Source organism: Desulfovibrio sp. TomC (genome assembly GCF_000801335.2).
Classification (GTDB): Bacteria; Desulfobacterota; Desulfovibrionia; order Desulfovibrionales; family Desulfovibrionaceae; genus Solidesulfovibrio.
In genome coordinates this window covers 127,168-150,756 of the sequence record NZ_JSEH01000005.1, presented here as the reverse complement: position 1 = coordinate 150,756, position 23,589 = coordinate 127,168, and the positions used below count along the sequence as shown (strand labels likewise).

The 23,589-nt window shown below is 64.3% G+C and carries 16 protein-coding genes; 5 read left to right on the top strand and 11 right to left on the bottom strand.

Translation table 11 applies throughout. The annotated features are described in order from the left end of the window. Positions 1–118: 118 nt before the first annotated feature. The 11 genes from NY78_RS06540 to rsmI all read right to left on the bottom strand — a co-directional run bounded on the left by NY78_RS06540 (position 119) and on the right by rsmI (position 15,599). A complete protein-coding gene (locus NY78_RS06540; protein WP_043633301.1) occupies positions 119–394 on the bottom strand; it encodes a late competence development ComFB family protein in 276 nt (91 codons plus the stop codon). A 35-nt stretch (positions 395–429) separates the two neighbouring features. After that, positions 430–1,443 (bottom strand): UDP-glucose 4-epimerase GalE, encoded by a 1,014-nt coding sequence (gene galE, locus NY78_RS06535; protein WP_043633298.1) that lies wholly within the window; start codon positions 1,441–1,443, stop codon positions 430–432. Between the two features lie 18 nt (positions 1,444–1,461). Beyond that, positions 1,462–3,366, bottom strand: coding sequence for a hypothetical protein (locus NY78_RS06530; protein WP_043633296.1), 1,905 nt, complete (start codon positions 3,364–3,366; stop codon positions 1,462–1,464). Between the two features lie 38 nt (positions 3,367–3,404). Continuing rightward, entirely contained in the window at positions 3,405–4,589 is a 1,185-nt protein-coding gene (locus NY78_RS06525) for a hypothetical protein (RefSeq protein ID WP_043633293.1), read from the bottom strand. A gap of 307 nt (positions 4,590–4,896) precedes the next feature. Next, complete coding sequence (locus tag NY78_RS06520) at positions 4,897–5,799, bottom strand: isocitrate lyase/PEP mutase family protein (RefSeq protein WP_043633260.1); 903 nt, start codon at positions 5,797–5,799, stop codon at positions 4,897–4,899. A gap of 102 nt (positions 5,800–5,901) precedes the next feature. Next, on the bottom strand, positions 5,902–7,707 hold the full coding sequence (locus NY78_RS06515) for an ABC transporter ATP-binding protein (RefSeq protein WP_043633259.1): 1,806 nt from the start codon (positions 7,705–7,707) through the stop codon (positions 5,902–5,904). 234 nt (positions 7,708–7,941) lie between these two features. After that, a complete protein-coding gene (locus NY78_RS06510; protein WP_043633258.1) occupies positions 7,942–10,674 on the bottom strand; it encodes a glycosyltransferase in 2,733 nt (910 codons plus the stop codon). Between the two features lie 392 nt (positions 10,675–11,066). Further along, on the bottom strand, positions 11,067–12,440 hold the full coding sequence (locus NY78_RS06505) for a hypothetical protein (protein ID WP_043633257.1): 1,374 nt from the start codon (positions 12,438–12,440) through the stop codon (positions 11,067–11,069). A 411-nt stretch (positions 12,441–12,851) separates the two neighbouring features. Further along, a complete protein-coding gene (locus NY78_RS06500) occupies positions 12,852–13,190 on the bottom strand; it encodes an Hpt domain-containing protein (protein WP_043633255.1) in 339 nt (112 codons plus the stop codon). Further along, positions 13,187–14,740, bottom strand: coding sequence for a sensor histidine kinase (locus NY78_RS06495; RefSeq protein ID WP_047960061.1), 1,554 nt, complete (start codon positions 14,738–14,740; stop codon positions 13,187–13,189). Before NY78_RS06495 ends, NY78_RS06500 begins: the two co-directional genes overlap by 4 nt. A gap of 19 nt (positions 14,741–14,759) precedes the next feature. After that, positions 14,760–15,599 (bottom strand): 16S rRNA (cytidine(1402)-2'-O)-methyltransferase, encoded by an 840-nt coding sequence (gene rsmI, locus NY78_RS06490; protein WP_047960060.1) that lies wholly within the window; start codon positions 15,597–15,599, stop codon positions 14,760–14,762. Positions 15,600–15,839: 240 nt separating this feature from the next. Here rsmI and NY78_RS06485 point away from each other — a divergent pair, with 240 nt between their 5' ends. The 5 genes from NY78_RS06485 to NY78_RS06465 all read left to right on the top strand — a co-directional run bounded on the left by NY78_RS06485 (position 15,840) and on the right by NY78_RS06465 (position 23,473). After that, positions 15,840–17,543, top strand: coding sequence for an FAD-dependent oxidoreductase (locus NY78_RS06485; protein ID WP_043633254.1), 1,704 nt, complete (start codon positions 15,840–15,842; stop codon positions 17,541–17,543). Positions 17,544–18,183: 640 nt separating this feature from the next. Further along, the gene (locus tag NY78_RS06480) at positions 18,184–19,662 is read left to right on the top strand and encodes an outer membrane homotrimeric porin (protein WP_043633251.1); all 1,479 of its coding nucleotides are present in this window, start codon (positions 18,184–18,186) and stop codon (positions 19,660–19,662) included. A 270-nt stretch (positions 19,663–19,932) separates the two neighbouring features. After that, positions 19,933–21,684, top strand: coding sequence for an ABC transporter ATP-binding protein/permease (locus NY78_RS06475; RefSeq protein ID WP_043633248.1), 1,752 nt, complete (start codon positions 19,933–19,935; stop codon positions 21,682–21,684). Further along, positions 21,681–22,679 (top strand): permease, encoded by a 999-nt coding sequence (locus NY78_RS06470; protein ID WP_043633246.1) that lies wholly within the window; start codon positions 21,681–21,683, stop codon positions 22,677–22,679. Before NY78_RS06475 ends, NY78_RS06470 begins: the two co-directional genes overlap by 4 nt. Continuing rightward, a complete protein-coding gene (locus tag NY78_RS06465; protein ID WP_043633240.1) occupies positions 22,676–23,473 on the top strand; it encodes a TIGR03943 family putative permease subunit in 798 nt (265 codons plus the stop codon). The genes NY78_RS06470 and NY78_RS06465 overlap by 4 nt, the downstream gene beginning before the upstream one ends. Positions 23,474–23,589 lie beyond the last annotated feature (116 nt).

The following is a 23,589-nucleotide window of genomic DNA, read 5'->3' as shown; positions in this document are numbered from 1 at the left end:
GGTCCGGACAATCTCCCGGACCGGACGGCCGCTTGGCTGTCCCCGCGCGAGGCGCATCGCCGCTTTCGGGGTCCGGCCAATCTCCCGGACCGGGCGGCTGTTTAGGCCCCGAGCGGCTTCAACAATTCGGCCGGCTCCTGACGGTGCAGACGGCGTCGCGCAAGGTTTCGCGGATCATCTCGTCGCTGACGGGCTCCTGGATGACCAGGGACACGGCCTGGGCGTAGCGGGCCGGGAGCTTGTTGAGCGTCAGGGCGTAGATATCCTCGATATCCGTCGACGACGGGCAATAGTGGCGAAACTCGGCCAGCACCTCGGGAATGAGACGGAGAACCCGCTCTTCATTGCGATTGCGGATGGAATGGAAATCGAGCCCCAGTGCGCCAAAGTCCATAGTACCTCCGCAGAGTGCCGCTGTTTGGTACGTTGTTACCCTGGTTTACGCAGATTGCAATGTTTTTTGCCGGGCAGCCCTTGCTCGTGCCAGCGCCAGGCGGTTTCCACGATGGCCTTGAGATCCATGTAGCGAGGATTCCAGCCCAATTCGCGGATAATGGCCCCGGAGTCGGCGTAGAGTCCCGGCGAATCCCCGGCCCGGCGCGGTCCTTCGACCACGGGCACGGCTTTGCCCGACACGGCTTCCACGGCCTTGATGACTTCGCGCACGGAATTACCCGTGCCGGTGCCCAGGTTGTAGGTGGCGCTCGGCGCACCGCCAAGCAGGCGTTTGACGGCCAGGATATGGGCCTCGGCCAGATCGGCCACGTGGATGTAATCGCGCACGGCCGTGCCGTCGGGGGTGGGATAGTCCGTGCCAAAGACCTCAATGTGGGGAATATGGCCCAGGGCAGCGGCGATGACCAGCGGGATGAGATGGGTTTCGGGCTTGTGCTCTTCGCCGATCTGCCCGTCCGGGTCGGCCCCGGCGGCGTTGAAGTAGCGAAGGGCCGTGTAGGTCAGGCCGTAGGCGGCGTCGAAGTCCTTGAGCATCTGCTCGATCATGAGTTTGCTCGTACCGTAGGGGCTCATCGGCCGGGTCGGGTGGTCTTCGGTCAGCGGCACGCGCTCGGGGGCTCCGTAGGTGGCGCAGGTGCTGGAGAAAACGATATGGCGGCAGCCGGCCCGGCGCATGGCGGACAGGAGCGACAGGGAGCCGGCCACGTTGTTGCGGTAGTATTTTTCCGGGTCGGTCACGGATTCGCCGACATAGGCAAAGGCGGCGAAATGCAGGACCGCGACGGGTTTGAACTCGGCAAAGACCTCGTCGAGTTCGCCCCGGTTGAGGATGTCGCCGCGCACCAGCGGTCCCCATTTCACGGCCCAGTCGTGGCCATAGACCATATTGTCGAAGGTGATGGGGGTAAATCCGGCTGCGGCCAGGGCCTTGCAGGTGTGGGAGCCGATGTAGCCAGCGCCGCCGGTAACCAGAATATTCGTTGCCATGGTCCGTTCTTCCTTGGGTTACTTGTCCGCGAGGACCGCTTTGACGGGGCGGTCGATAGCCGATTTGCCAAATCCCCGGGGGGCGGCCCCCAGGCGCATGGTCATTTCCCGATAAAACGTGGTGACGCCGATGTGCATGGTCAGGGGCATGCCGGGGGTCAGCGCGGCAACACCCAGTTCGCTGGCCGGCAGGGTCATTTCCAGGGCAATGTGCGGCAGGGGTTTGTCGAGCACCTGCACCAGTCCCGTTTCGTCGATACGCCTTAAGCTGCCGTCGTCTTCGATGCGAAAGAGCCTGGGCGACAGCTCGAAGCGCCCCGAATACTTGCTGTGGGGGCGCGGCAGCAGGCAGGCGGCGAACCGGCGCACCCCGGCCCCGGCGTCCACGGCAATCTGCAGCTGATAGGTTTCCGATATCGGAAATTCGCCCTCATAAGCCAATAAAAAAAGATCGGCATAGTTCTGGGCCAGATGAAAGAGGTTCAGTCCCTTGGCGTCCCAGCTCATGTGCACGTCGCCAAAGGGCACGTACGGGGCCGGCAGGCGAAACCAGGGCAGGCGCGTGCCGGCCTTGTCCGGCCAGTCGGCCAGCGACCCGTCGGTCAGGGACAGGGGCTGGGCCGCCGGATGGATGGGGACGACCTCGGGCTGGGGCGCGGGCCGGTTGGCGGCACTGGCCGCATGGATGGCCGGGGCCTCGCGGTTGGCCGGGACCATGGCGGCCAGGAGCTTTTCGTAGGGGGCGTTGTGAATATCGACCAGCCCCATGTTGAAGTCTTCGCCGTCGCCGCGACCGCCGTGGGGTTCGTCGTAGTACTGGAACCAGTGGATGCCGGCCACGTTTGGGAATGCCGCGAAGTGGCGCACGGCCGCAGCCGCCCCAACGGCCCGCTCGGCCTGGGTCGCCACGTGCATCAAATGGCCGTTGTTGACGTTGCCCGAGCGGTTTTCATTGGCCGCGAAGAAAAATTCCGAGATGAGCACCGGGGTATTGGTAAGCTTGGCCAGGCCCTCGAAATAATACGGAGCTACCCAGCCGTCGGGCGTGTCCACGTTGTAGTTGGTGGAGAGCACGTCGAGATGGCCCCGGGAGGCCAGGACGGCGTCCTGGTTGTAATACAGCGGCAACCGGTCGCCCATGACCAGACGCGTGGGGTCCACGGCGCGAAGGGCCTTGTAGACCAGTTCGTAGTAGCGCCCGGCACAGGCCGCCGTAACCTTGCTGATCAGCTGGATGCCCTGGCCGCCGGGGCGCAGTTTCAGTTCCGCGCCGCCTTTTTTGAGATCCTCAAACGAGTTGCAGCCGGGCGCGGGCACGAAGTCGGCCAGGAGCCGGTTCCATTTGCCGCCGTAGTGGTCATAAATCATGCGCCAGACATGGCGCTTGGCATAGATGGCCCATTCGTTGCCGAGATACCACTTGAAAAGCGGCGCGTTCCACCAACCCACTTCGTTGTCGGTGAAATAGCCGATGACCGCCGGATTGTCCCGGTAGGGCGCGGTCACGACCCGGGCCGTGGCAATGGTTTTCTCCAGGGCTTCCGGGGCGAAGGGATCGAACCAGTGCAGGCGCGCGTTGCGGCCAAGGTCGATCTCCGGGACGATGGGGAGCGTCATGGCCGTGGTCGGATCGGACCAGCCGCCCCGGGTGTTGAAGCCCCAGGCGTAGAGGCGTTGTTGGGTGTCTGCGGCCCAGGCCGCCTCGGTTGGATAGAAGTTCTCGAAGTAGTAGCCCCGGTCGCGAAGTGTTTTATCGCCGCCGTTGACGGTGTCCGCGCCGATGGAGAAAAAGCGCGGGCCGCCGGGCAGGGTCAGCCACCAGACGCCATTGTCGGACACCGCGCCAAAGGGCGCAGCCGCAACCGGCGCGCCGAGGCCCAGACACACAAGCGTCGCCAGCAGGAATTTGAAAAATATGCGCATGGAGTATGAGCGTGTGGTGGTTGCCGGAGTGGTCCGGGCTAGGCCAGGGCGTCAGCCAGGAGTTTGGTCAGGACCACGTCGGAATCGAAATAGCGCGCGGCAAAGGTCCGGGCAGCGGCGCTGTGGCGGTCCCAGTCGGCCCGCACGGCCTCGATGCCGGCCAGGGCCTCGGCTTCGCTCGTAAAGGCCACGACGCCCTCCCCCACTTCCATGAACCGGGAATAGCCGGTGTCCTGGACCACGGCCGGCCGGCCCGAGGCCAGGTAGCAGGCGGTGCGGCAGGAAAACCAGCCGCTCTGGGTGGCCACATAGGCGTTTTTGGCCGTGGAAAATTCGGCCAGGCTGTCCCAAATATAGTCGCGGTAGACCCAGGGGGTCTGGGACATGGAAAAGCCGTCCCGAAGCCGCCAGCCCTTCTCTTCCAGAAGTTCGCGCGGCGGCTTGCCGCCGCCCAAAGCCAATTCCAGCACGGCCGCCGTTTTTTGGGGCAGATCGAGCATCTTCTCAAATTCCAGGTTCTTGCCGCCGTACTGCACCCCGGCCACCAGCGGCCCCTTCTGGGCCGGCTGCCAGGACAACACAGTGGTAAAGACCTCCCGCGCCGGCTTGGGGGCGGCCCCGGCCCAGCTTTCGAGCACAATGGGCTGGCGGGTGGGAATCCAGTCGATCACCCCCTTGGGAACCGTGCAAAAATCCTGACCCACGTTTTCGCCAAAGGAGAAAAAGACGTCGTGGCGGCGCATGTTCTCGATGTTTCGCACTTCTTCCGCAGAAGCCGTGCCGGCCAGGAAGTCCGGGAAGCTCGACTGGGTGTAGAGCGGGTCGGAATCGATGAGCACCTTGACCGGGATTTTGGCGTAGCTTTCCCGCAACTGGCAGGTGGTCGAGATATTGAAAAACACGTCGGCCCGGGCCACGACTCCGGCCAATTCCTCGGCCGACATGCCCCAGTGCCGTTCATCCGGCCCGATGACGCAGAAGCGTTTTTCCAGGCCCGGACTGAGCCGTTCAAGAAAATCACCGAGATATTTGGTATGGTAGGTCAGGTCATCGACAAAGGTGACGTTGAAAGGGTCATAGGCCCAGCCGCCGGTGTCTTCGAGATAATAGACATCGTGGCCAAGGCGATAAAAGCCATGGAGGTACTGGATATAATCCCAGGCCACGCCGCCAAGCGGATAGGTGGCAGCCAGACCGGAGACGATGATGGTGCGTTTTTTCATGCTCAAATTTGCCTCGGACGACAACCCGCCCGTTTACCTTCACAAGCCGCGCGATCTGACACGGCCCACTCTCTCCCCAATTGCCGTCGGGGAGGTCCGGAGGGCGTCACACCCCCCGGCCGCCGGAGCAACGCTTGTTCCCGTCAAGCTTCCACTGGACCGACGAAATGTCTTTTTCCCGCTTCCGTCCAGGGTCGCGGCAACGCCATCTTCCCTAAAACAGTTGGGGGGTCCGGGGGCCTCAGGCCCCCGGCCGCCGGAGGCATGCTTTCTCTCTCTCACTCCAGCCCGGCCGCCGTAGGCCTCTTCACTCTTTTGCCTTTTTCTCATCTGACGTCGGGGCCGGGAAAAATTGCTTTTCCCGCTCCCGGATATCGGCTGCGCCAATAAAACGGAAATATTCCTCGAAATCGATCATGGTGTCCGGGCCGGCCAGACCGGCGCTCGTGCCCTTGGCTTTAAGGTGTCCGGCCCAGGCCCGCAAGGCTTTGACCACGGTAAAAACCGACGCACAGGGATAGGCCACGGCGGCATAGCCCAGTTCCTGGAGTTCGGGGGCCGAAAGAAAGGGCGTGCGCCCGCCCTCGATCATGTTGGCCATGCTCGGGACCGGCACGGCGGCATTGACCCGGCGCATGTCCGCAACCGAGGTCACGGCCTCGACAAAAACCATGTCCGCCCCGGCGGCGGCATAGAGACAGGCCCGGCGGATGGCCTCGTCAAGGCCGTACACGGCAGCGGCGTCGGTGCGGGCCATGATGACGAAGTCGGGGTCCTGCCTGGCCCACAAGGCGGCCTTGAGCTTGGGCAGATAGTCCTCCACCGCCACCACGGACTTGCCGGCCATGTGGCCGCAGCGTTTGGGAAAGGTCTGGTCTTCGAGAAAAAGCGCGGCCGCGCCCAGGCGTTCGACCTGCCGGACGGTGCGGATCACGTTGTTGACGTCGCCAAAGCCGGTGTCGATGTCGACCATGACCGGCACATCCACCCGCTCGATGATACGGCTGTAATGGGTGAGCATCTCCGTGGCGGTCATAAGCCCGATGTCCGGCAGGCCAAGGGCGCTCCCCGAGGAACCGTAGCCGGCCACGCACAAGGCGGAGAAGCCGGCCTCGGCAATGGCCAGGGCGGAAAGGGCGTCATGGGCCACGGGCAGCATGAGGATCTCGGGAGAAGCAACCAGTTCACGAAAGCGCGTGGTCTTTTTCATGGAGCCTCCAGGCAGCCGGTTGTGGGAAGCGCCCTTTTGCCGCAGGGGCAAAAGGGCGCGACAATGGCCATGGGCAGACGTGGTCCGCAAAGCGTCCGGGGATCAGGCCAAAACCGGCGCAGGCGTGGGCCTCTCCGGCCGGCCCGTGCCCATCTGGATGGCATGGAGCCGGGCGAATTCGCCGTTTCGGGCCATCAGGTCGTCAAAGGCCCCCATCTCATGGATACGCTGGTTTTTGATGACCAGAATCATGTCGGCCCGGCGCATCATGGACAGGCGGTGGGCAATGACAAAGGTGGTGCGGTTTTGCATGAGCCGATCCAGGCCTTCCATGATCAGCGCCTCGGTCTCGGCATCCAGGGCCGAGGTCGGCTCGTCGAGAATCAACAGCGGCGCATCTTTTAAAAGCGCCCGGGCAATGGACAGCCGCTGGCGCTGGCCGCCGGACAGGTTGGCCCCTTTTTCGCCCAGGATGGTGTCGTAGCCGTCGGGCAAGGCGGCAATGAAGTCGTGGGCATTGGCCAGGGTGGCCGCCTGGATGACTTCCTCGCGGCTGGCCTGACGTTTGCCGTAGGCGATGTTGTCGTGGACGCTCATGGGAAAAAGCTGGGTATCCTGGAGGACAATGGCGATGTTGTCGCGCAGGCTGCGCAGGGTCACGTCGCGCAGATCCTGGCCGTCGATGCTGATGGTCCCTTTCTGGGGGTCGTAAAAGCGCAGCAGCAGGCTGACCAGCGAGGTCTTGCCGGCCCCGGTCTGGCCGACGATGGCCACGGTGGAACCGCCGGGACAGGTGAAGTCCACGTCGTATAAGACCATTTTCTCCGGCGTGTAGCCGAAGCTGACGTCGGTGAAGCGCACTTCGCCCTTGGCCACGGCCAGTTTGGGCGCATCAGGCTTTTCCGGCACGGCCTCGTTGACGGCCAGCACGTCCATGACCCGGCGCGCCCGGGCCAGGGAGGCGCGGATGCCGGCCACGGTGTCGCTTAAGCTATTGAGCGGCGTATAAAGCGAGGCCAGGTAGGCAATAAACACCAGCAGCTCACCCGTGGTCAGCGCGCCGTCCAGCACGTGGCGCACGCCGATATAGAGGACCAGGGCCGTGCCGGTGGCGGTTATGCCCGACACCAGCCAGCCGTAGACGGTCTGCAGGGCATAAAGGGAAAGTTTGCGGTCAAAGGAGTGCTGGGATTCGGTCACGAATTTCAGACGCTCTTCGTCTTCGCGGCCAAAAGCCTGGACCAGGGTGATGGAGGAAAAAATGCGTTCCACCGTGGTGTAGACCTGCGACTCCTGCATGTGGGTCTCGGTGGTCATGTCGCCGATTTTGCGCGACACCCGGGAGATGGCCAGAAACAGAAACGGGATGACGCACAGTGAATAGAGGGTCAACTCCGTATCCATGCGCAGACACACCACCAGCATGCCAATCAGGAGGGCGGAGCTGGTCAGCGTCGTAAAGACGCCGTTCATGAGCAGGGTCTGCACGGCGTAGGTGTCGCCCATGATGCGGTAGATGAGATCGCCCGTGGGCCATTTCTGGTGAAAGAGCAGGGATTGGCGCTGCAGGTGGTCAAACAGGTCGCAGCGCAGGTCCTGGACCATGTCCTGGCCCATGCGGATGGTCAGGTAGTTGTTGCACAGCTGGACGAAGCCGACCAGAAAATGCACCCCGACCAGCAGGCCGACCACGCAGGCCAGCTGGACGCCCACGGAGATGGCGGCCAGATTCGGGGTCCAGCCGAAAACGTCCAGGGGCTGGTGGCCGATGATCTGGTCAACGGCCAGTTTGAGCGGCCAGGGCTTGAGGAGTTCCATGGTGCTGGCCAGTCCGACCAGCCCCAGGCCCAGAAAAAACAGATGCCGGTAGGGACGCAGATATTTAAGCAGGGTCCGAAACATGCTCATGGGATCAATCCTTGGCAGACAGGCTGCCCCGGCGGCCGGGGGGACGACGCGGGCTTCGCGGCCGCCCGCCGGACGGCGTTGGTCCTGTCCACTCCCCCGGGCAGCCGGGAGGCGTCAGAGAAGTCCCGACGGTTGGCCGGCAGCCGGCGCAGCCGGGCGGCATCACGCAATCCGCCCCCGGCCGCCTGGCCTGGAAGGCCAGACAGGAACCGGGGGCGGCGCTTGGTCAGTTGCTTAGGCGGCAGCGGTCTCGGCCTCGGACGCGGCCACCACCGGCTCGGCCGGAAGGGCGTCGTCTTCGCCGGCAACCACGGCCGTCTGGGGACGCACCACCTTGACCACGCGCTCGTCCTTGGGTTCGCCGGCCGAGCAGCCCGGACGGGTGACCATGACGTACTGGGTGATGGTGGCGATCAGGGCGGCGGCGCGGTAGAGGCCAAGGCTCATCCAACCGGCGACGCCAAGGGCCGCAGCGCCGGCCGCAAGGGCGGCGACGGGCTTGACCAGGGCCAGGGCCGCGCCGGCGGCGATCAAGGCAACAAGCACCGTGCCGGCCAGACCGGAGGGCAGCACCGAACCGGCCATGCGCACGAACCGCTTCTCACCGCCGTGGTTCTCGACCGTCACCCGCAGCCAGGCCGTGGTCAGGCGCGAGGTGCGCACGGACAGGTCCCAGGGCGGGGTGTTGGAGGAGGCGGAGAAGCCGGAATCCATGGCGTAGGAGACGCCGAGCGTGCGCAAGAGGCCGATGATGGAGCCCAGCAGCTCATCGCGCTCCAGGCCCTTGTTGTTCCAGAAGAAGCGATGGAAGGCCAGACGGTGGGCCAGGATGCCGGCCGTGCCGGTCAGGCGGCGGAAGATGCCGATGCGCGGCAGGCTGGACTCATCGCAGCCGGCGGTATCGGCCAGGGGCAGCGGGCAGGCGTTGACGCCGGCGCTGCGCTTGAGGGTCATGAGCGTGGCGTAGCGGGTCCAGCCGCGAAGGACGGGCTGGGCCAGGGTCAGGGCGGCGATGGTCAGGCGCGAGGCCAGGTTGTCGTGGCGCTTGGGCAGGCGGGCCTTGCTCACCCGGTAGCCGACAAAGGCCAGGGTGGCGGCGACCATGGACAGCCCGACGGCTCCGGCCACGAAGGAGAACGGCGTGGCCAGCAGCAGGCCAACCGCCAGCGCCATCCATTCCATGGACAGGGGCAGATAGGCGGCCAGGCTGCCCTTGGGTTCGTACAGGGTCTGGAACAGGCCCATGCCGAAGGCCCCGTGGTAGACGATGGGACGGGCAGCCAACAGCGCACCCGAGATGTCGCCGTAGATGCGGCCGGCCCAGCGGGAGTTGCCGAGCATATTGAAGCGGAACTTGTGCTTGGGAATAAGGAGCGCCTCGGCCCGGCCGTAGCCCTTCTGCTGCTTCAGGTAGGCCGAGATGGTGCAGCGGCGGTGATGCCACACGAACATGGCGGCGGAAAAGCCGATCACATGGCCCTGGTCCTGGAGCCGCCAGCACACGTCCACGTCGTCGCCGGCCGCCCGGTAGGTGGCGTCAAAGCCGCCGATGCCGGCCAGATATTCCTTGCGATAGGCCATGTTGCAGCCCGGGATGTGCTCGGCGATCTCGTCGGTCAGAAGGACGTGGGTCGGCGCGCCAGGGGAGACGGCCACGCAGGCGGCCGTGCGGTTGTCGTCGGGCGGGGGCAGGTTGGGGCCGCCAACAGCCACGAAGCGCGGGTCTTCAAAGGCCCAGGCCATGTAGTGGAGCCAGTGCGGGTCCACGTAGCAGTCGGAGTCGGTGTAGGCCACAATGGGGCCGCGAGCCGCGTTCATGCCGACGTTGCGGGCGGCGGACAGGCCCAGGTTCGGCTGGTGGATCACGTGGATATAGGGCGCGGCTGCGGCGTGGCGGTCGGCGATTTCGCCGGTGGCGTCGGTGGAGCCGTCGTCGACCACGATCACTTCGAAGTTGGGGTAGTCCACCTTGGCAAAAGAGGCCAGACAGCCGTCCATGGTGGAATCGGCGTTGTAGGCGCAAACGACCACCGAGATAAACGGCGCGTCGGCGGGCAGATGCGGCAGTTTCTGGCGGTAGACGTCGGCCACGGCCTTGTAGGCCGGCTTTGGCTTGCGCACTTCCGACACGATGCCGAACTTCCAGTCCTCGACCAGATGGCCGCCGGTGAACCATTCGTCGGTCCAAGCAAAGACCATGGTGCCGGACACGCCGAGTTCAAAGGAGGCGCGCAGCTGCCAGGCCAGCGTCTCGGCCACGTGCTCCTCGTCGTTGCGGATGGAGTCCATGCCGAATTCGGACAGGACCAGGGGCAGTTCGCCGGCCACGTTTTGCAGGCGCTTGACGTAGGAGCGAAAGGCCTTTTCGTCGTGGAGGTAGACGTTAAAGGACAGGAAGTCCAAAAACGGCAGGCGCAGGTATTCGGTGGAGGGGTAATTGGCGTAGGTCACCAGTCCCTCGGGGTCTTCCTCGCGCACGATGGTGGCGAGCTTTTCGAGAAAGGTCTCGATCTTGCCCGCGCCGTGCCAGCGCACGATGTGGCTGGGGATCTCGTTGCCGATCAGCCAGGCCAGGATGGCCGGATGGCCGGCCAGCGAGGCAACCGACTCGCGGATGGTCTTCTTGATGTCTTCTTTGACTTCCCACTGGTCGAGGAAGCACAGGTGCTGCGGCCAGGGCACGCCGATCATGACCCGGATGCCGAACCGGGCGGCGATGTCCAGGAAGTGGCGCGGCGGCACGTAATAGACACGAATGGAATTGATGCCGGCGCGGCGCATGAGTTCAAAGTCATGGGCCACGGTTTCGTCTTCGGGCAGGGGTTCGCCCCGGGAGTTTTCCGGGAACGGACCATAGGTGACGCCCTTGATGAAGAATTTGTCCTCACCGGCAAACAGGTAGCGTCCCCTGGCGCGGATGCGCGGGAAGGTGGTGACGCCGGCAAGCCCTTCTTCGATCTGGAACATAGCTCCCCTTCTCCTTGGGTTGGGCGAATCTTCGCCCGATTGTGCTGTCTGCCGTTCCGGTAACCGGATGGGGCGACGTACTTTTCAAAGCCTGTGCAGCAGCCTTTTCAACCACCCGGGATATAATGATATTTCCAGGATTTTTCGGCCGGGTGGCCGTCTGCTCGCGGGCCTCTTATAGCAGGTATCGTGCCACAATCGGAGAAGCAGGCTCCGGGCGGGCTGGCGGGTTTGACCGACCCCGGAAGAGGCGGCTGGTTACGAAAATTGCGCGTTCGATTACGAAAGCGTAATCGACCTCAAGAAAACAACCCTAACATCCTTGAATAATTGAAAGCCCGTCTCAGACAGAGCCGAGGCGGGCTTGGAGAGGATGGCGGACAATCGCAGAGCTACTGGCTGGCGCCAACCGCCGCCCCATAGTTGGCCTGGATCTCTTTGAGCAGCGTACCGGCGTTGAACGTGTCCAACGCAACTGTGGAAGTCGAACACTTCAAGGCATTGGTCTTGGTGATGATCGCTTCCAATTCGGCCTTTTTCAGGGTGTCTGAGGCGGTGGTCGTCTGGCTGGATTCCGCTCTGGCGGTGGCAGTGATCTCCTTGTCCAGCCGATTCACAAGCTTCCAACAGGCCTGGGCGAAACCAAGCCGATTGGTTGCGCTGTCAAGGGAGCCGATGAGCCGGAGCTGGGCGTTGAGATCGTCGAGGCGCGCCTGGTGCCCGCTTGCAATTTGCAAATTTTTCAGGCCGTCCAGGGCCTCCTTCACGCCTTTGAGTCCCTGGGACTCGGCATACTCTGCCGTGATGAACTCAGAGAGCGTCTTGGCCGCTTCTGTGATGTTCGTGTCCTTGGCCACGTTTTTGAGAATGGTCAGAGTCAGATACGTGTCGTCGCAGTTTTGCGGGCTGACGCAGCCGGCGTCGGCCGGAAGGGCCTGCGCACCCAGGCAATGGACCAATCCGCTGCCCTGGTCATAGCGCATTGCGTCCCAGTTCGGCGCAGTCTGGCGATTTTCCTTGCGGATCAGGACGTAGTTTCCAGCCTCCAACACAGGGTAGGCAACACGTTGGGAGTTCCCTTCCGGGAGCAAAATAAAGTGATAACGGAAGATAATATCGTTGCGGTTGCCTTGCAAAAAGGCGGTGCCGAGTTTCTCCAGAACACCCAGAATCGGGGCCGCCGCCGGATTGATCGTGGAGCCAAGGCCGGCCAGGGTGCCGAGCAGCCCGGCATACTGTTCCTTGTTTCCTTCATCGAGTTCAAGGATGTAGAGTTGAATGGCCAGCGGATGGCCATTGTATTTCTGTGGTCCGTAGATGGGCAGGAAGGAGAGATTCAGCGGCTGATGCCGCCGCACGTCGTCATTGTAGTAGACCAGCCGTCCCGCATCGGAAGCTTTGCTGGTAAAATCCATGGATGTGCTGGTCGCCATCTCCGTGACTTTGGCCACGATAGCGATTTCCCCCCGCGTCGTCTTAGACGTTTCGAGTTGCCCCACATTGGGGAGCTCGGCAAAGGAGGCAATGCAGGCATGGTTCAAAAAAATTGAGATCGTATCATCCTTGCTCAAGGTGTCGTTGCCAATTCCGGAAAGCGCATACTTTTTGGCAAACACCAGCTCATCGGAACCGCCTGCTTTGCTTGTCTGGCCCACCGGTTGCGACACGGTCTTGCGGTAATAGATTGCCCCCTCGTTTTTAATGGCACATCCAAAGCAACCCAACACGACCACCGTTGCCAGTGCGACAAAACGCAGTATCTCCATACCCCCTCCGTTGTGTGCCCAACCGGCTTGGCCAAAGCCCGGTTTCTCCTGCCCCATGCAGACACCGCCACAACATTCCGGAATAACGCGTTCGCCTTGCTGCCGACATCCGCCCGAAGACAAAGAACATGAGCAACCGGCACAACGCCCCGGGCCAGAAAGAGCGATGGACTGCCCCTGCCGCACCGCGTGCCGTTCTCTTGCAGGCACTGTGGAGCAGGCCGACGACAACGATCAACTCATTCGCCGGTATCGCAAATCGCATCACGCTACAACAGTTAAATGTTTCGCTTCATAAAATGATTCACTTACACGTATTCAGAGACACAACCCAGAGGGAAAACAGAAAAAAGCCCCGTACCGGACCGGTACGGGGCGTATGCCTCTGACCAAGAAACCCAGAACGCAACGTCAGGGCAGGCAGGCCATGGTGCGCTCAAGCAGATCAAGGACAGGACCGACGGCGGCCCGGACAGCCGGTTCGTCGCCGGCCCGGGCGGCCTTTTCCAGGGTTTGGGCGGCCTGGCGCAAAGGCTCGGCCAAAAGCGTGGCCGCCACACCCTTGAGGGAATGGGCCAGGCCGGTCAGCCTCTCAAGATCGCCGTCAGCCAGGGCGGCTTCGATGCTGGCCCGGCGAATCGGGGTCTCCTTGGTAAAGACTTCAAAAATCTCGGCCAACAGCGCTTCATCATCATCGAAGCGCTGCCGCAGACGGGGGATATCTATACAATCCGGGCTGTGCTCACTCATTGTGGGCCTCCTGACGGGGCGGGGGCAGGAAACACGGTTTCGCCGGGGACCGGCGAGCCGGCCAGGGCCGGCGGCAGGTGCAAGGTGATGGCGCAACTGCCGCCGGGCTGGCCCACGGCTTCCACGGCCCCGCCGAAATCATCCACGACTTTTTTGACCATGGCCAGCCCCAGGCCGTATTCGCAATGTTCGGCCTTGTAAAAAGGGCTGAACATGTTTTCGAGGTTCTCGCTCGTGATGCCGCGTCCGCTGTCGGCCACCCGCACCCGGACCCGGTCGGCGTCGCGGCCGCTGGTGACGGTGACCAGCCCGCCGCCCGGCATGGCGTCCACGGCGTTTCGCAGCAAATTGACCAGACATTGCTTTAAAAGCGCCGGGTCGAAGCCCACGGCGGCCACGCCCGGGACCAGGGCCACGGCGATGCCCACGCCCCGGCTCTCGGCCTCGGGCCGCACCGCCTCCACCGCCGACACAACGGCCCGGTTGGCATCGGCCTCGCCCGTGACCTGCCCCACCGGCCGGGCAAATTCCAGGAACTGCTTGAGCATGGCCTCCATGCGGGTCAGTTCCTCCACCACGATGCCGGCCCGCTCCCGGGCCGCCTCGGGCAATGCCTCCATGCCGGCCAGACGCCGGGCAAAGCCGGCGGCGGCAAACATGGGATTGCGCAGTTCATGGGCCAGATAGGACGACAACCGGCCCATGGTCTCGATGCGTTCGGCTTGGCGGGCGCTTATTTCACCCACCGTGCGGTCGGTGATGTCGCGGCGAAAAACCACCACGTGGCCGATGCGGCCGGTCGGGTCGGCAATGGGATAGGTGTAGGTGCGGTAGTAGCGCAGCCGGCCGTCGGCCGAAACGGCAGTATGCAGGCGCTCGGCCTTTTTGCCCGTGGCCAGGGCTATCCGGAAGGGGCAGGCCACATCGTCGGGATCGCACAGCGGCGGATCATCCGGACCGGCTTGCAGGACCCGGCAGGGCTGCCCCACCAGTTCGTCCTTGGCCTTGCCCAGGCGGCGCAGGATATTGCGGTTGAGATCGACCACCGTTCCGGCAGCGGACAGCAGGGCGATGTCCTCCTGGACCTCGTCCACAATGGCTTCGAGCAACACTTTTTGATGGTCCAGACGCATCCGGCAATGGGCCCCGACCGACACGGCATTGCTCAGGGCGCACAGGAACAGCGAACCCGTGCGGTCCAGGAGCGAAGCCCCCGGGGGCATGGCGGCGGCCAGCTCCCGGGGGGGGAACCCGCTGCCCAGCTCCACGACCAGATTGATGTCCGGGAAAGCGGCAAAAAGTTCGGCATACCCGGCATAGACCGGCACGCCGGCCAAAAGCGCCCCACTGCGCCGGGGATCGTCCGGGGCCAGGCCCACCACGCCGGCCAGATGCATGGGCGGCAGAAATTCATGAAACTCCTCGCCGGCCACGATCTCCAGGATGGTGTCGAACCCCGGGCCGGTTCCCACCACGCCGACCAGATACTCCCGGTCGTCTGCGTCGATCACGCAGTACGATTCCGGAAAATCCCCCCTGTGCTGCGCCATGCGGCCGCGTCCTCCCGGTTTACCCGTTTTCCTGGTCCATCAAAATGGCATAAACCTCTTTCAGGGTCCATCCCGAAAGCCGCGCCGCCGCCCGTCTGGCCGTTTCTTTGGGTCGAAGCCCGGCTGCCGCCTCCTCGGCGGCAACGGCCCGGGCCTCGTCTTCGCTCGACCTGCCCGCTTTGCCCGGCCCGATGACCACCGTCACCTCGCCCAAGAGCTCAAGATCGCGCCCGGCAAAATCAGCCAGCCGACCCGGCAGGAACTCCTCAAAGGTCTTGGTCAGTTCGCGGCAGATGACGCACTCCCGGTCGCCAAGGGCCTCCAGGGCGGCGGCCAGGGTCACGCCGAGCCGGTTTTTGCGCTCGAAAAAGACCAGACTGGCCCCGGTGGCCCCAAACCGGGCAAAGGTGGCCCGGGCCTCGGAGGCCGAACGCGGCACAAAGCCCAGAAAGGAAAACGGATAGGGGGCGATGCCGGCTGCCGACAGGGCCGCCAGCACGGCCGAGGGTCCGGGCACCGGGGAGACGCCGTAGCCGGCCTCCCGGGCGGCCCGCACCAATCGGTAGCCGGGGTCGGCCAAAAGCGGCGTGCCGGCGTCGGAGACCAGGGCCACCGTCGCCCCTTCGGCCAGGATGGCCAGGACCTGGGGCAGTCGGGCCTCCTCGTTGTGCTCGTGAAAACTGATCAGCCGTTTGGCCGAAATGCCGAGGGTTTTGAGCAGTTGTCCGGTGCGCCGGGTGTCCTCGGCCAGCACCACGTCGGCCCCGGCCACCACGGCCGCGGCCCGGGGCGAAAAATCCCCGGCGTTGCCAAGCGGCGTCGCCACGATGAAAAGCGTTGCGTCCAGGGCTTGCTCCACGAAAAAACCCCTCCTTTTCCCTCCCCATGGGTACAGTCCCCAGCCGCTCCCGGCAAGGCCCGACCATTGACATGGCCGTACTTTGGCCTAATTTATTCCTGTTTCGCCCACGACGCCGCCCTCTGGTACGCACCTGCAACAACAGTGTTTCAGAGCAGGCGCGTATGTTTTTTTCCGACTCCGGCCCCGCAGCGGGCCGTACGCCTGATTGGACCACAACACGAAACACAAGGACACATCATGCCGCAGCAAGTCGTCATCATCGGAGGCGTGGCTCTTGGCCCCAAGGCCGCCTGTCGGTTCAAGCGCCTTGAGCCGGAAAGCAACGTCATCATGCTCGACCGCAGTCCGCGCATCTCCTACGGCGGCTGCGGCATTCCCTATTACGTCTCCGGCGAAGTCAGCGACATCACCGGCCTGCAATCGACCGCCTTCCATATGGTGCGCAATCCGGAATTCTTCCACGACGTCAAGGATGTTGACGCCCGCAACGAGACCGAGGTGACGGCCATCGACCGCGCGGCCAAGACCGTGACGGCCAAACATCTGCCGACCGGCCGCGAAGAGACCATCCCCTACGACAAGCTGGTTCTGGCCATGGGCAGCCGGCCGCGAAAGCTCCCCATCGCTGGGCTTGATCTGGCCGGCGTGCATACCGTGGACAGCCTGGAAGCCGCTGAATCCATCAAGGCGGCGGTGGCGGCCGGGGGCGTTGGCTCGGTGGCCATCATCGGTTCGGGATTCATTGGCCTGGAAATGGCGGTGGCCTTTGCCGACATGTGGGGCCTGGACGTCACGGTCATCGAACTGTTCGACCAGATCCTGCCCGGGGTCACCGGCCCGGCGCTGTCCACCATGGCCCGCAAGCACATGGAGGAAAAGGGCGTGGTCTTTCACCTGTCCGAGCAGGTGGCCCGCCTTGAGGGCGACGGCAAGGTCGAGCGGGTGGTGACGGACAAGGGCGTCATCGAAGCCGACATGGTCATTGTGTCCGTCGGCGTCGTGCCCAACTCCGAGCTGGCCAAGGCGGCCGGAATTGCCGTATCCGAGCGCGGCGGCGTGCTGGTGGACGAATTCATGCGCACCTCCGACCCGGACATCTACGCCGGCGGCGACTGCATCGAGGTCAAAAATCTGGTCACCGGCCAGCCCATGTACCTGCCGCTCGGGTCCATGGCCAACCGGCAAGGCCGCATCATCGGCGACAATCTGGCCGGCGCCTCCTCGCGCTTTGCCGGCGTGGTCGGCTCGTGGTGCGTCAAACTCTTCGATCTGGGCGTGGCCGGCACCGGACTGACCCTGGCCGGGGCAACGCGGGCCGGCTACGACGCCGTGGCCACCCACATAACGGCCGTGGACCGGGCGCATTTCTACCCCGAGCACGGCCTCATGTCCCTTGAGCTGGTGGCCGAGCGCGGCACCCGGCGGGTCCTTGGCCTGCAAGGCGTCAGCGTCATGGGCGATGCGCTGATCGGCAAGATCAACACCGTGGCCGCCATGCTGCCCTATGCCCCGACCGTGTCGGACATCTCCAACGTGGAAGTGGCCTACTCGCCGCCCTTTGCCGCAGCCATGGACATCTTAAATACCGTGGGCAACGCCGCGGACAACATTCTGACCGGCCAGAACAAGGGCATCTCGGTGACGGAATTCGCCCAGCTCTGGGATGACGCCGCAAGCGGCATCCACGTCATCGACTGCCGGGAAAACACCCAGGGCGGTCCGCTGGAAGACAAGCATCCCGGCCGCTGGCACAACATTCCCCAAGGCCAGTTGCGCCAGCGCCTGGCCGAAGTGCCCAAGGACCAGCCGGTTGTGCTCATGTGCAACACCGGGGCGCGCTCCTACGAGGCGCTGGTCATCCTGACCGACGCCGGATTCCATCAGGTGGTCAGCGTCGAGGGCGGCATGGCTGCGGTCAAGGCCGCCGGCGTGGACGTCTAGCCTCCACGCCTGCCATTGTCCTGTTCCAGGGACCGGCTGCCTGGCTGGTCCCTGTTTTTTTGCCGCTGGCCCTCCCCTGGCCCGGCCGATCGTCTTCGTCGCCGCTTCCCCGACCCCGCCACAGGACGGCCCCGACGCCGCCCGCGGCCCAGGCCTGCTCCGCTCCGGGAAAAGAGCCCTTTACGAAGCAGCGTTTCTCTATTAGGAAATTTTTCCCAAGCGAGGCTGGACTCTGGAATAGTTGCAGTATTTACGATAACCGCAGCAACATCTCCTTCCTGCCGCCGCCGGCGTCCGCTCTCCGGACACACCAGTCGTTCACCATCCGGTGACTTTGCCGGAAGTCTGTGCGTCGGCATGGTGTAGACGGCAAAGAAACATCGCCGCGTATCGCAAGACGCGCTTCCCTTCGATGTTTGAGCGCCGCCCCAGTGTTTGTGCTTCGGGACTCGCCCAAGATTCGCCGCGATTGCAGCTGCCGCGCCTGCCCAAAGAGACCGCCCGCCGTCTTCGCCAGACAGCCCGCCGTCTCTCGGGTCCGGTCCTTGCGGCCGGCCCGCGGCAAAAGTGATCCGGCAATCGGGCCGGCTCCCGCAGCAAGTCCCTGTGTTTTGTCACTTTGCAACGAGAGGAAGGAGCCATGAGACGTTTGTCCCTGCTGATCCTGGCGGTTGCCCTGCTGGCGGTTTCCGCCGGCGTCGCCAAGGCCGCGACCGAAGTGAAAATGACCGGTGATTCGCGCGTCTACGGCGTCTTTTTTACCGGCCACAACTTCACCGGCTGGAACGACCCGAGCTGGACGTCCAACACCCCGACCTGGAACAAGGCTGGAACCAAGACCGAAGACACCTTCGAGATCTGGGAACGCATCCGGGTGCGCACGGACTTTATCGCCAACGAAAACCTTCGCTTCCGTCTGGCCACCAAGGTGGACAACACCTGGGGCAACGGCACCTACACCGCCGCCAACCCCGAAGTGGCCATCCAGGTCTACCAGGCCTTCCTCCAGTTCAATATTCCCGAGACCAAGGTCGAGGTTTCGGCCGGCCTGCAGCCCATCGCCCTGCCCCAGAGCAAACTGTTTAACGACAGCATTGTCTTCACCGACTGGGCCGCCGGACTGGTCGTCAACAGCAACCTCATCCCCGACACCTTAAACGTCCAGGCCGGCTTCGCCCGTCTCATCGACAGCAACCGGACCTACGACCCCACCACCACCCAGGTCGCCGACGAACTGGATATGTATTTCCTGGCCCTGCCCATCACCGTCACGGGCCTCAAGGCCACGCCGTGGGCGGCCGCCATCGTGGCCGGCAGAGACGCCAACTACTTTACGACCTTTGCCTCCTCCTTCGGCGAAGCCACCGACGCCGAGGATCTGCTCTCGGCCGGAAGCCTGATCGCCCCGACCAAGTGGAAGAACAGCCAGAACCCCTATCTCTGGGCCGGCTCCGCCCTGGAAATCACGGCCCTTGACCCGATCAAGTTCTACGGCGACGTGATCTACGGCCAGGGCGCCATGGACGATCGCAGCAAGAGCAAGCGGCACGGCTGGTTTGTTGACTTCGGCGCGGAATACACCGGCTGGGACGTGCTGACCCCCCAGATCTACGGCTGGTGGTCCACCGGCGAAGACGGCTCCACCCGCAACGGTTCCGAACGCATGCCCCACTCCCGGCCCAACTGGGGTCCGGGCGGCTCGTTCCTGTTTGACGACAGCCAGGTGTTTGCCCGCAACTCCAACATGGGCATCGACCCGGTCGGGGCCATGGGCGTTGGCGCGGCCCTGGTCAACATGACCTTCATCCAGAAGCTCGAACACCGCCTGGGCTTCACCTACCTGCACGGCAACAACTCGCCCCGGGCCATCCGCGACTTAAACGCCGCCCTGGGTTCCAACCCGTACTTCCAGATGGGCCGCGACCTGACCTGGAACGAGCATGTCCTTGGGGCCAACTTCGACACCAAGTACGCCATCTACGAAAACCTCGACGCCCGGGTCGAAACCGGCTGGGCCCACGGCAACTTCCAGAAAAGCGTCTGGGGCAGCCGTCTGGTCAACAAGGCCGAGGGCAGCGACACCTGGAAGGTGTCCTTCGGCCTGACCTACCGCTTCTAGGCCCGACGCACCGCTTCGCGCCAACGACAACGGGCCGGTTCCTTCGGGAGCCGGCCCGTTGCGTTGCGCCAGACGTCCTCACGGCCAAGTCTGTCTGAAATTTCATGGGCCTTTTCTGCCGCTTCGGTTGCTTCCCGCCGCGCCAGTGACTAGAGGGATACGGTCCGCCCGGCGCGCCCGTCACGCCCGTCGCTGCGACGTTGGTCGCAGGCCCGCCCCCTTGCCGGGGCAGCCCCGGCCCTGACCTCACCCCCAAACAGGAGCGTCCCCATGCCCGCATCCAGGCGGCAGTTTGTTTCCGACCTCTGGGCTTTGACCAAGCCTTACTGGAAAAGCGAAGAGCGCGTGAAATCCGGCCTGCTCCTTGCCGTCATCATCGGCATGAGCCTTGGCATCGTCTATCTCAACGTGCTTTTCAACGAATGGAACAACCTCTTTTACAACTCCCTCCAGGACAAAAACGTCGACGCATTCTTCCGGCTCCTCGGCCGCTTTACCATCCTGGCCGTCCTGTTCATCATCGTCGCCGTCTACCAGATCTATCTGCGCCAGATGCTGCAAATCCGCTGGCGGCGCTGGCTCACCGACCGCTACGCCAAGACCTGGCTGGCCGACCACAACTACTACCGGCTGCGCTTTGAAACAAACGGCACGGACAACCCGGACCAGCGCATCAGCGAAGACATCGGCGGCTTTGTCGAACAAACCCTGGCCCTGACGCTTGGGCTGCTCGAATCCGTGGTCAGTCTGGCCTCGTTTTCCGTCATCCTCTGGGGCCTGTCCGGCGACATCCACATCTTGGACATCCAGATTCCCGGCTCCATGCTCTGGGCCGCCGTGCTCTACGCCGGCTTCGGGTCGTTTTTCACCCACCTGATCGGCCGCCCGCTTATTCGCCTCAACTTCCTGCAGCAGCGCTACGAGGCCGATTTCCGTTACCAGCTCGTGCGCGTGCGGGAAAACGCCGAACCCATAGCCCTCTATGGCGGCGAGGCCCAGGAAGCCCGGGGACTGGGAGACCGGTTCACCCACGTCGTGTCCAACTGGTGGGCGATCATGATCCAGCAAAAGCGGCTCACCTGGTTCTCCGCCGGCTATTCCCAGGCAGCAGTCATCTTCCCCTTCCTGGTGGCCGCGCCGCGCTATTTCTCCGGGGCCATCCAACTCGGCGGGCTGATGCAGACCGCCTCGGCCTTCGGCCATGTGCAAAATTCCCTGTCCTGGTTCATCGACGCCTACACCCGGCTGGCCCAGTGGCGCGCCACGGTCGATCGTCTGACCGGCTTTGCCGCCGCCCTGGCCGACCTCGAAGCCAGGAAAAACGAAGGGTTTTCCCGTCACGACGTCCCGGCCGGAGCCGGCCTCTCCCTGACGGACGCCAGCTTGACCCTGCCGGACGGGCGCACGCTTCTGGCCGACGCCGCCCTGACCGTGGCCCCGGGCGAACGGGTCATGGTAGCCGGCCCGGCCGGCTGCGGCAAATCCACGCTTTTCAGGGCCATGGGCGGGTTGTGGCCCTTTGCCGCCGGAACCCTGGCCATGCCGGCAGCCCAGCGCACGCTCTTTCTGCCCCAGCGGCCCTATCTGCCCATTGCCTCCCTGGCTGCGGCCGTGGCCTACCCCGACGCCCCGGAAACCTATGGCAACGAACGCATCGCCCAGGCGCTCACCGATTGCGGTCTGCCCCACCTGACCACCTTGCTTGACGAACAGCGGCACTGGACCCAGGAACTCTCGGCCGGCGAACAGCAACGTCTGGCCTTTGCCCGGGCCATCCTGCTGGCCCCGGACTGGCTCTTTTGCGACGAGGCCACCTCGGCCCTGGACGAGGCCTCGCAGATGGAGCTCTACGCCCTGCTGACCGCCCGGCTGCCCAAGGCCTCCATCGTCAGCATCGCCCACCGCCCGTCCCTGGCCGTTTTCCACCACCGCATCGTGCGCTTTGTGCCGGCGGCCGGAAACCTGAGCGCCGACAACCCGGACGCCGGGTTCCGGCTTGAGGCCGCCCCTATGCCCGCATGAACGCCCTGCACAACCTCGACCTCTTTGCCCAGGCTACGCTCTCCATCGTCTTAGAGGCCATCCCCTTCCTGCTGCTGGGGTCGGTGGCCTCGGGACTGGTGGAAGCCTTTGTTCAAAAGGACCGCCTGGAGCGCCTCTTGCCCAAGGGCCGGCTGGCCTCGACCCTGGCCGGCCTTGGCATTGGCGCATTGACCCCGTGTTGTGAATGCGGCGTGGTCTATCTGGCCCGGCGGCTGATCGGCAAAGGCGTGCCGCCCGGGGCTGCCGTGGCCTTCATGCTGGCCGCGCCGGTCATAAATCCGGTCTCCATCCTGGCCACCCTGGTCGCCTTCCGGGGGGATCCGACCATGGCCCTGTGGCGCTGCGCCCTGGTCATCGTCGCCGGGCTGGTCGTCGGCTACTGGGCCGGCGGCAACAAAGCCTCGGCCCTGCTTTTGTCCGTCGCCGCCCCGGTCCCGGCCTGCGGCTGCGGCCAGGACCACGGCCTGGACCATAGCCACGTCGCCGCGCCAACCGTCCCGGGATCGCCCTTCGGCTCCCTGGCCGACGCCGTGCCTCTCGCCGCCTTCCTGCCCAGCCCTGGCCAAAAAATCGCTTCGGCCATGCACCACGCCATGGCTGATTTTCTGGATATGGCCAAGGTGCTGATCCTCGGCTCCATGGTGGCGGCGGCCTTCAAGGCCTACGTGCCCGTCACCGTGGTCATGGCCATGGAAAACGATCTGGCCCTGGCCATTCCGGGCATGATGGGGCTGGCTGTCGTCTTGTCCCTGTGCTCCCAGGCCGACGCCTTCGTGGCCGCCTCGTTTTCCACCTTCCCCCAGGCGGCCAAGCTGGCCTTTCTGGCCCTTGGCCCCATGCTCGACCTCAAACTCATGCTCATGTGGCGGCAGGTCTTCGCCCCGCGCCTCGTCGCCATCCTGACCGTCGTCCCGGCCGCCATTGTCCTGGTCGCCTGCATCATCCTCGGCGTCATGACCGGAGCCGCACCATGAAAAACACCCTGCGCCGCCTGGCCAGCCGCACCGACGGCCTGGCCATGCTGGTCCTGGCCGCTTTCATGGGTTGGCTGGCCCTGGCCGGCAATTACTGGATGTATTTAAATCCCAAATTCAAACCCGTGACCCTGGCCGCCGCCGTCGTCCTGGCCGTGCTTGGCGCCTATGCCGCCGCCCGGCCCGTCACCCGGCCAAACCTGGGGCGCAGCCTGTGCTATCTCCTGCTCCTGGCCATGGCCGGACTCACCGAAGGCGGCTTCCAGACCCTCTCCGCCAGCATCGACAGCGATCCCTTCAACGTACCCGCCTCCCTGCCGGCCCCGGAGAAAACACCGACGGCCGCTCGCCTGACCATTGGCGGCAAGGACTATATCCCCATCAATACCGGCGAACTCTACGATATCGCCGCCAAAGGCCCCTCCGCCTCCTTGGACCGCCCCTTTGCCGTGCGCGGCTTTGTCCACCGCAGCCCGGAACTCGACGTCCAGAGCCAGTTCGTCCTCTACCGGCTGGCGGTGTGGTGCTGCTTCGCCGACGGCACGGCCGTGGGCTTTCGGGTCAAACTCCCCAAGGGAACACCCGCGCCCGCAGACAAAAGCTGGGTCGTGGCTTATGGCCCGCTGGCCGAAATCCCGGAAGCCCAACGCCAGGACGTCACGGTCCCGGGCATCAGCTTTTCCTCGGTCGCCCCGGCCGCTCTGCTGACGGCTGACGCCGTGGAAACCAAGGAGCTTGTCCCGGAAGAAGCGTACATGTTCGAATGGCGGCAGCAGGAGCCGTATGCGTTTTGAGGGATGTGGGGCGATAAAAGGGAAGAGGGGGAAAATCGTAGAGAATCGGGGCGTTGCCCCGAACCCCACCGGGGGGATGCCCCCCCGGACCCTTCGAAAGGGGTGGAGAATTGGGA

What these genes read in the sequence shown, in the direction of transcription:
- NY78_RS06530 (WP_043633296.1), bottom strand. Translation starts at nt 3,366, where the DNA reads ATGCGCATATTTTTCAAATTCCTGCTGGCGACGCTTGTGTGTCTGGGC.
- NY78_RS06465 (WP_043633240.1), top strand. Translation starts at nt 22,676, where the DNA reads ATGAAAAACACCCTGCGCCGCCTGGCCAGCCGCACCGACGGCCTGGCC.
- NY78_RS06505 (WP_043633257.1), bottom strand. Translation starts at nt 12,440, where the DNA reads ATGGAGATACTGCGTTTTGTCGCACTGGCAACGGTGGTCGTGTTGGGT.
- NY78_RS06510 (WP_043633258.1), bottom strand. Translation starts at nt 10,674, where the DNA reads ATGTTCCAGATCGAAGAAGGGCTTGCCGGCGTCACCACCTTCCCGCGC.
- NY78_RS06525 (WP_043633293.1), bottom strand. Translation starts at nt 4,589, where the DNA reads ATGAAAAAACGCACCATCATCGTCTCCGGTCTGGCTGCCACCTATCCG.
- NY78_RS06495 (WP_047960061.1), bottom strand. Translation starts at nt 14,740, where the DNA reads ATGGCGCAGCACAGGGGGGATTTTCCGGAATCGTACTGCGTGATCGAC.
- NY78_RS06470 (WP_043633246.1), top strand. Translation starts at nt 21,681, where the DNA reads ATGAACGCCCTGCACAACCTCGACCTCTTTGCCCAGGCTACGCTCTCC.
- galE (WP_043633298.1), bottom strand. Translation starts at nt 1,443, where the DNA reads ATGGCAACGAATATTCTGGTTACCGGCGGCGCTGGCTACATCGGCTCC.
- NY78_RS06475 (WP_043633248.1), top strand. Translation starts at nt 19,933, where the DNA reads ATGCCCGCATCCAGGCGGCAGTTTGTTTCCGACCTCTGGGCTTTGACC.
- NY78_RS06485 (WP_043633254.1), top strand. Translation starts at nt 15,840, where the DNA reads ATGCCGCAGCAAGTCGTCATCATCGGAGGCGTGGCTCTTGGCCCCAAG.
- NY78_RS06480 (WP_043633251.1), top strand. Translation starts at nt 18,184, where the DNA reads ATGAGACGTTTGTCCCTGCTGATCCTGGCGGTTGCCCTGCTGGCGGTT.
- NY78_RS06515 (WP_043633259.1), bottom strand. Translation starts at nt 7,707, where the DNA reads ATGAGCATGTTTCGGACCCTGCTTAAATATCTGCGTCCCTACCGGCAT.
- NY78_RS06500 (WP_043633255.1), bottom strand. Translation starts at nt 13,190, where the DNA reads ATGAGTGAGCACAGCCCGGATTGTATAGATATCCCCCGTCTGCGGCAG.
- NY78_RS06520 (WP_043633260.1), bottom strand. Translation starts at nt 5,799, where the DNA reads ATGAAAAAGACCACGCGCTTTCGTGAACTGGTTGCTTCTCCCGAGATC.
- NY78_RS06540 (WP_043633301.1), bottom strand. Translation starts at nt 394, where the DNA reads ATGGACTTTGGCGCACTGGGGCTCGATTTCCATTCCATCCGCAATCGC.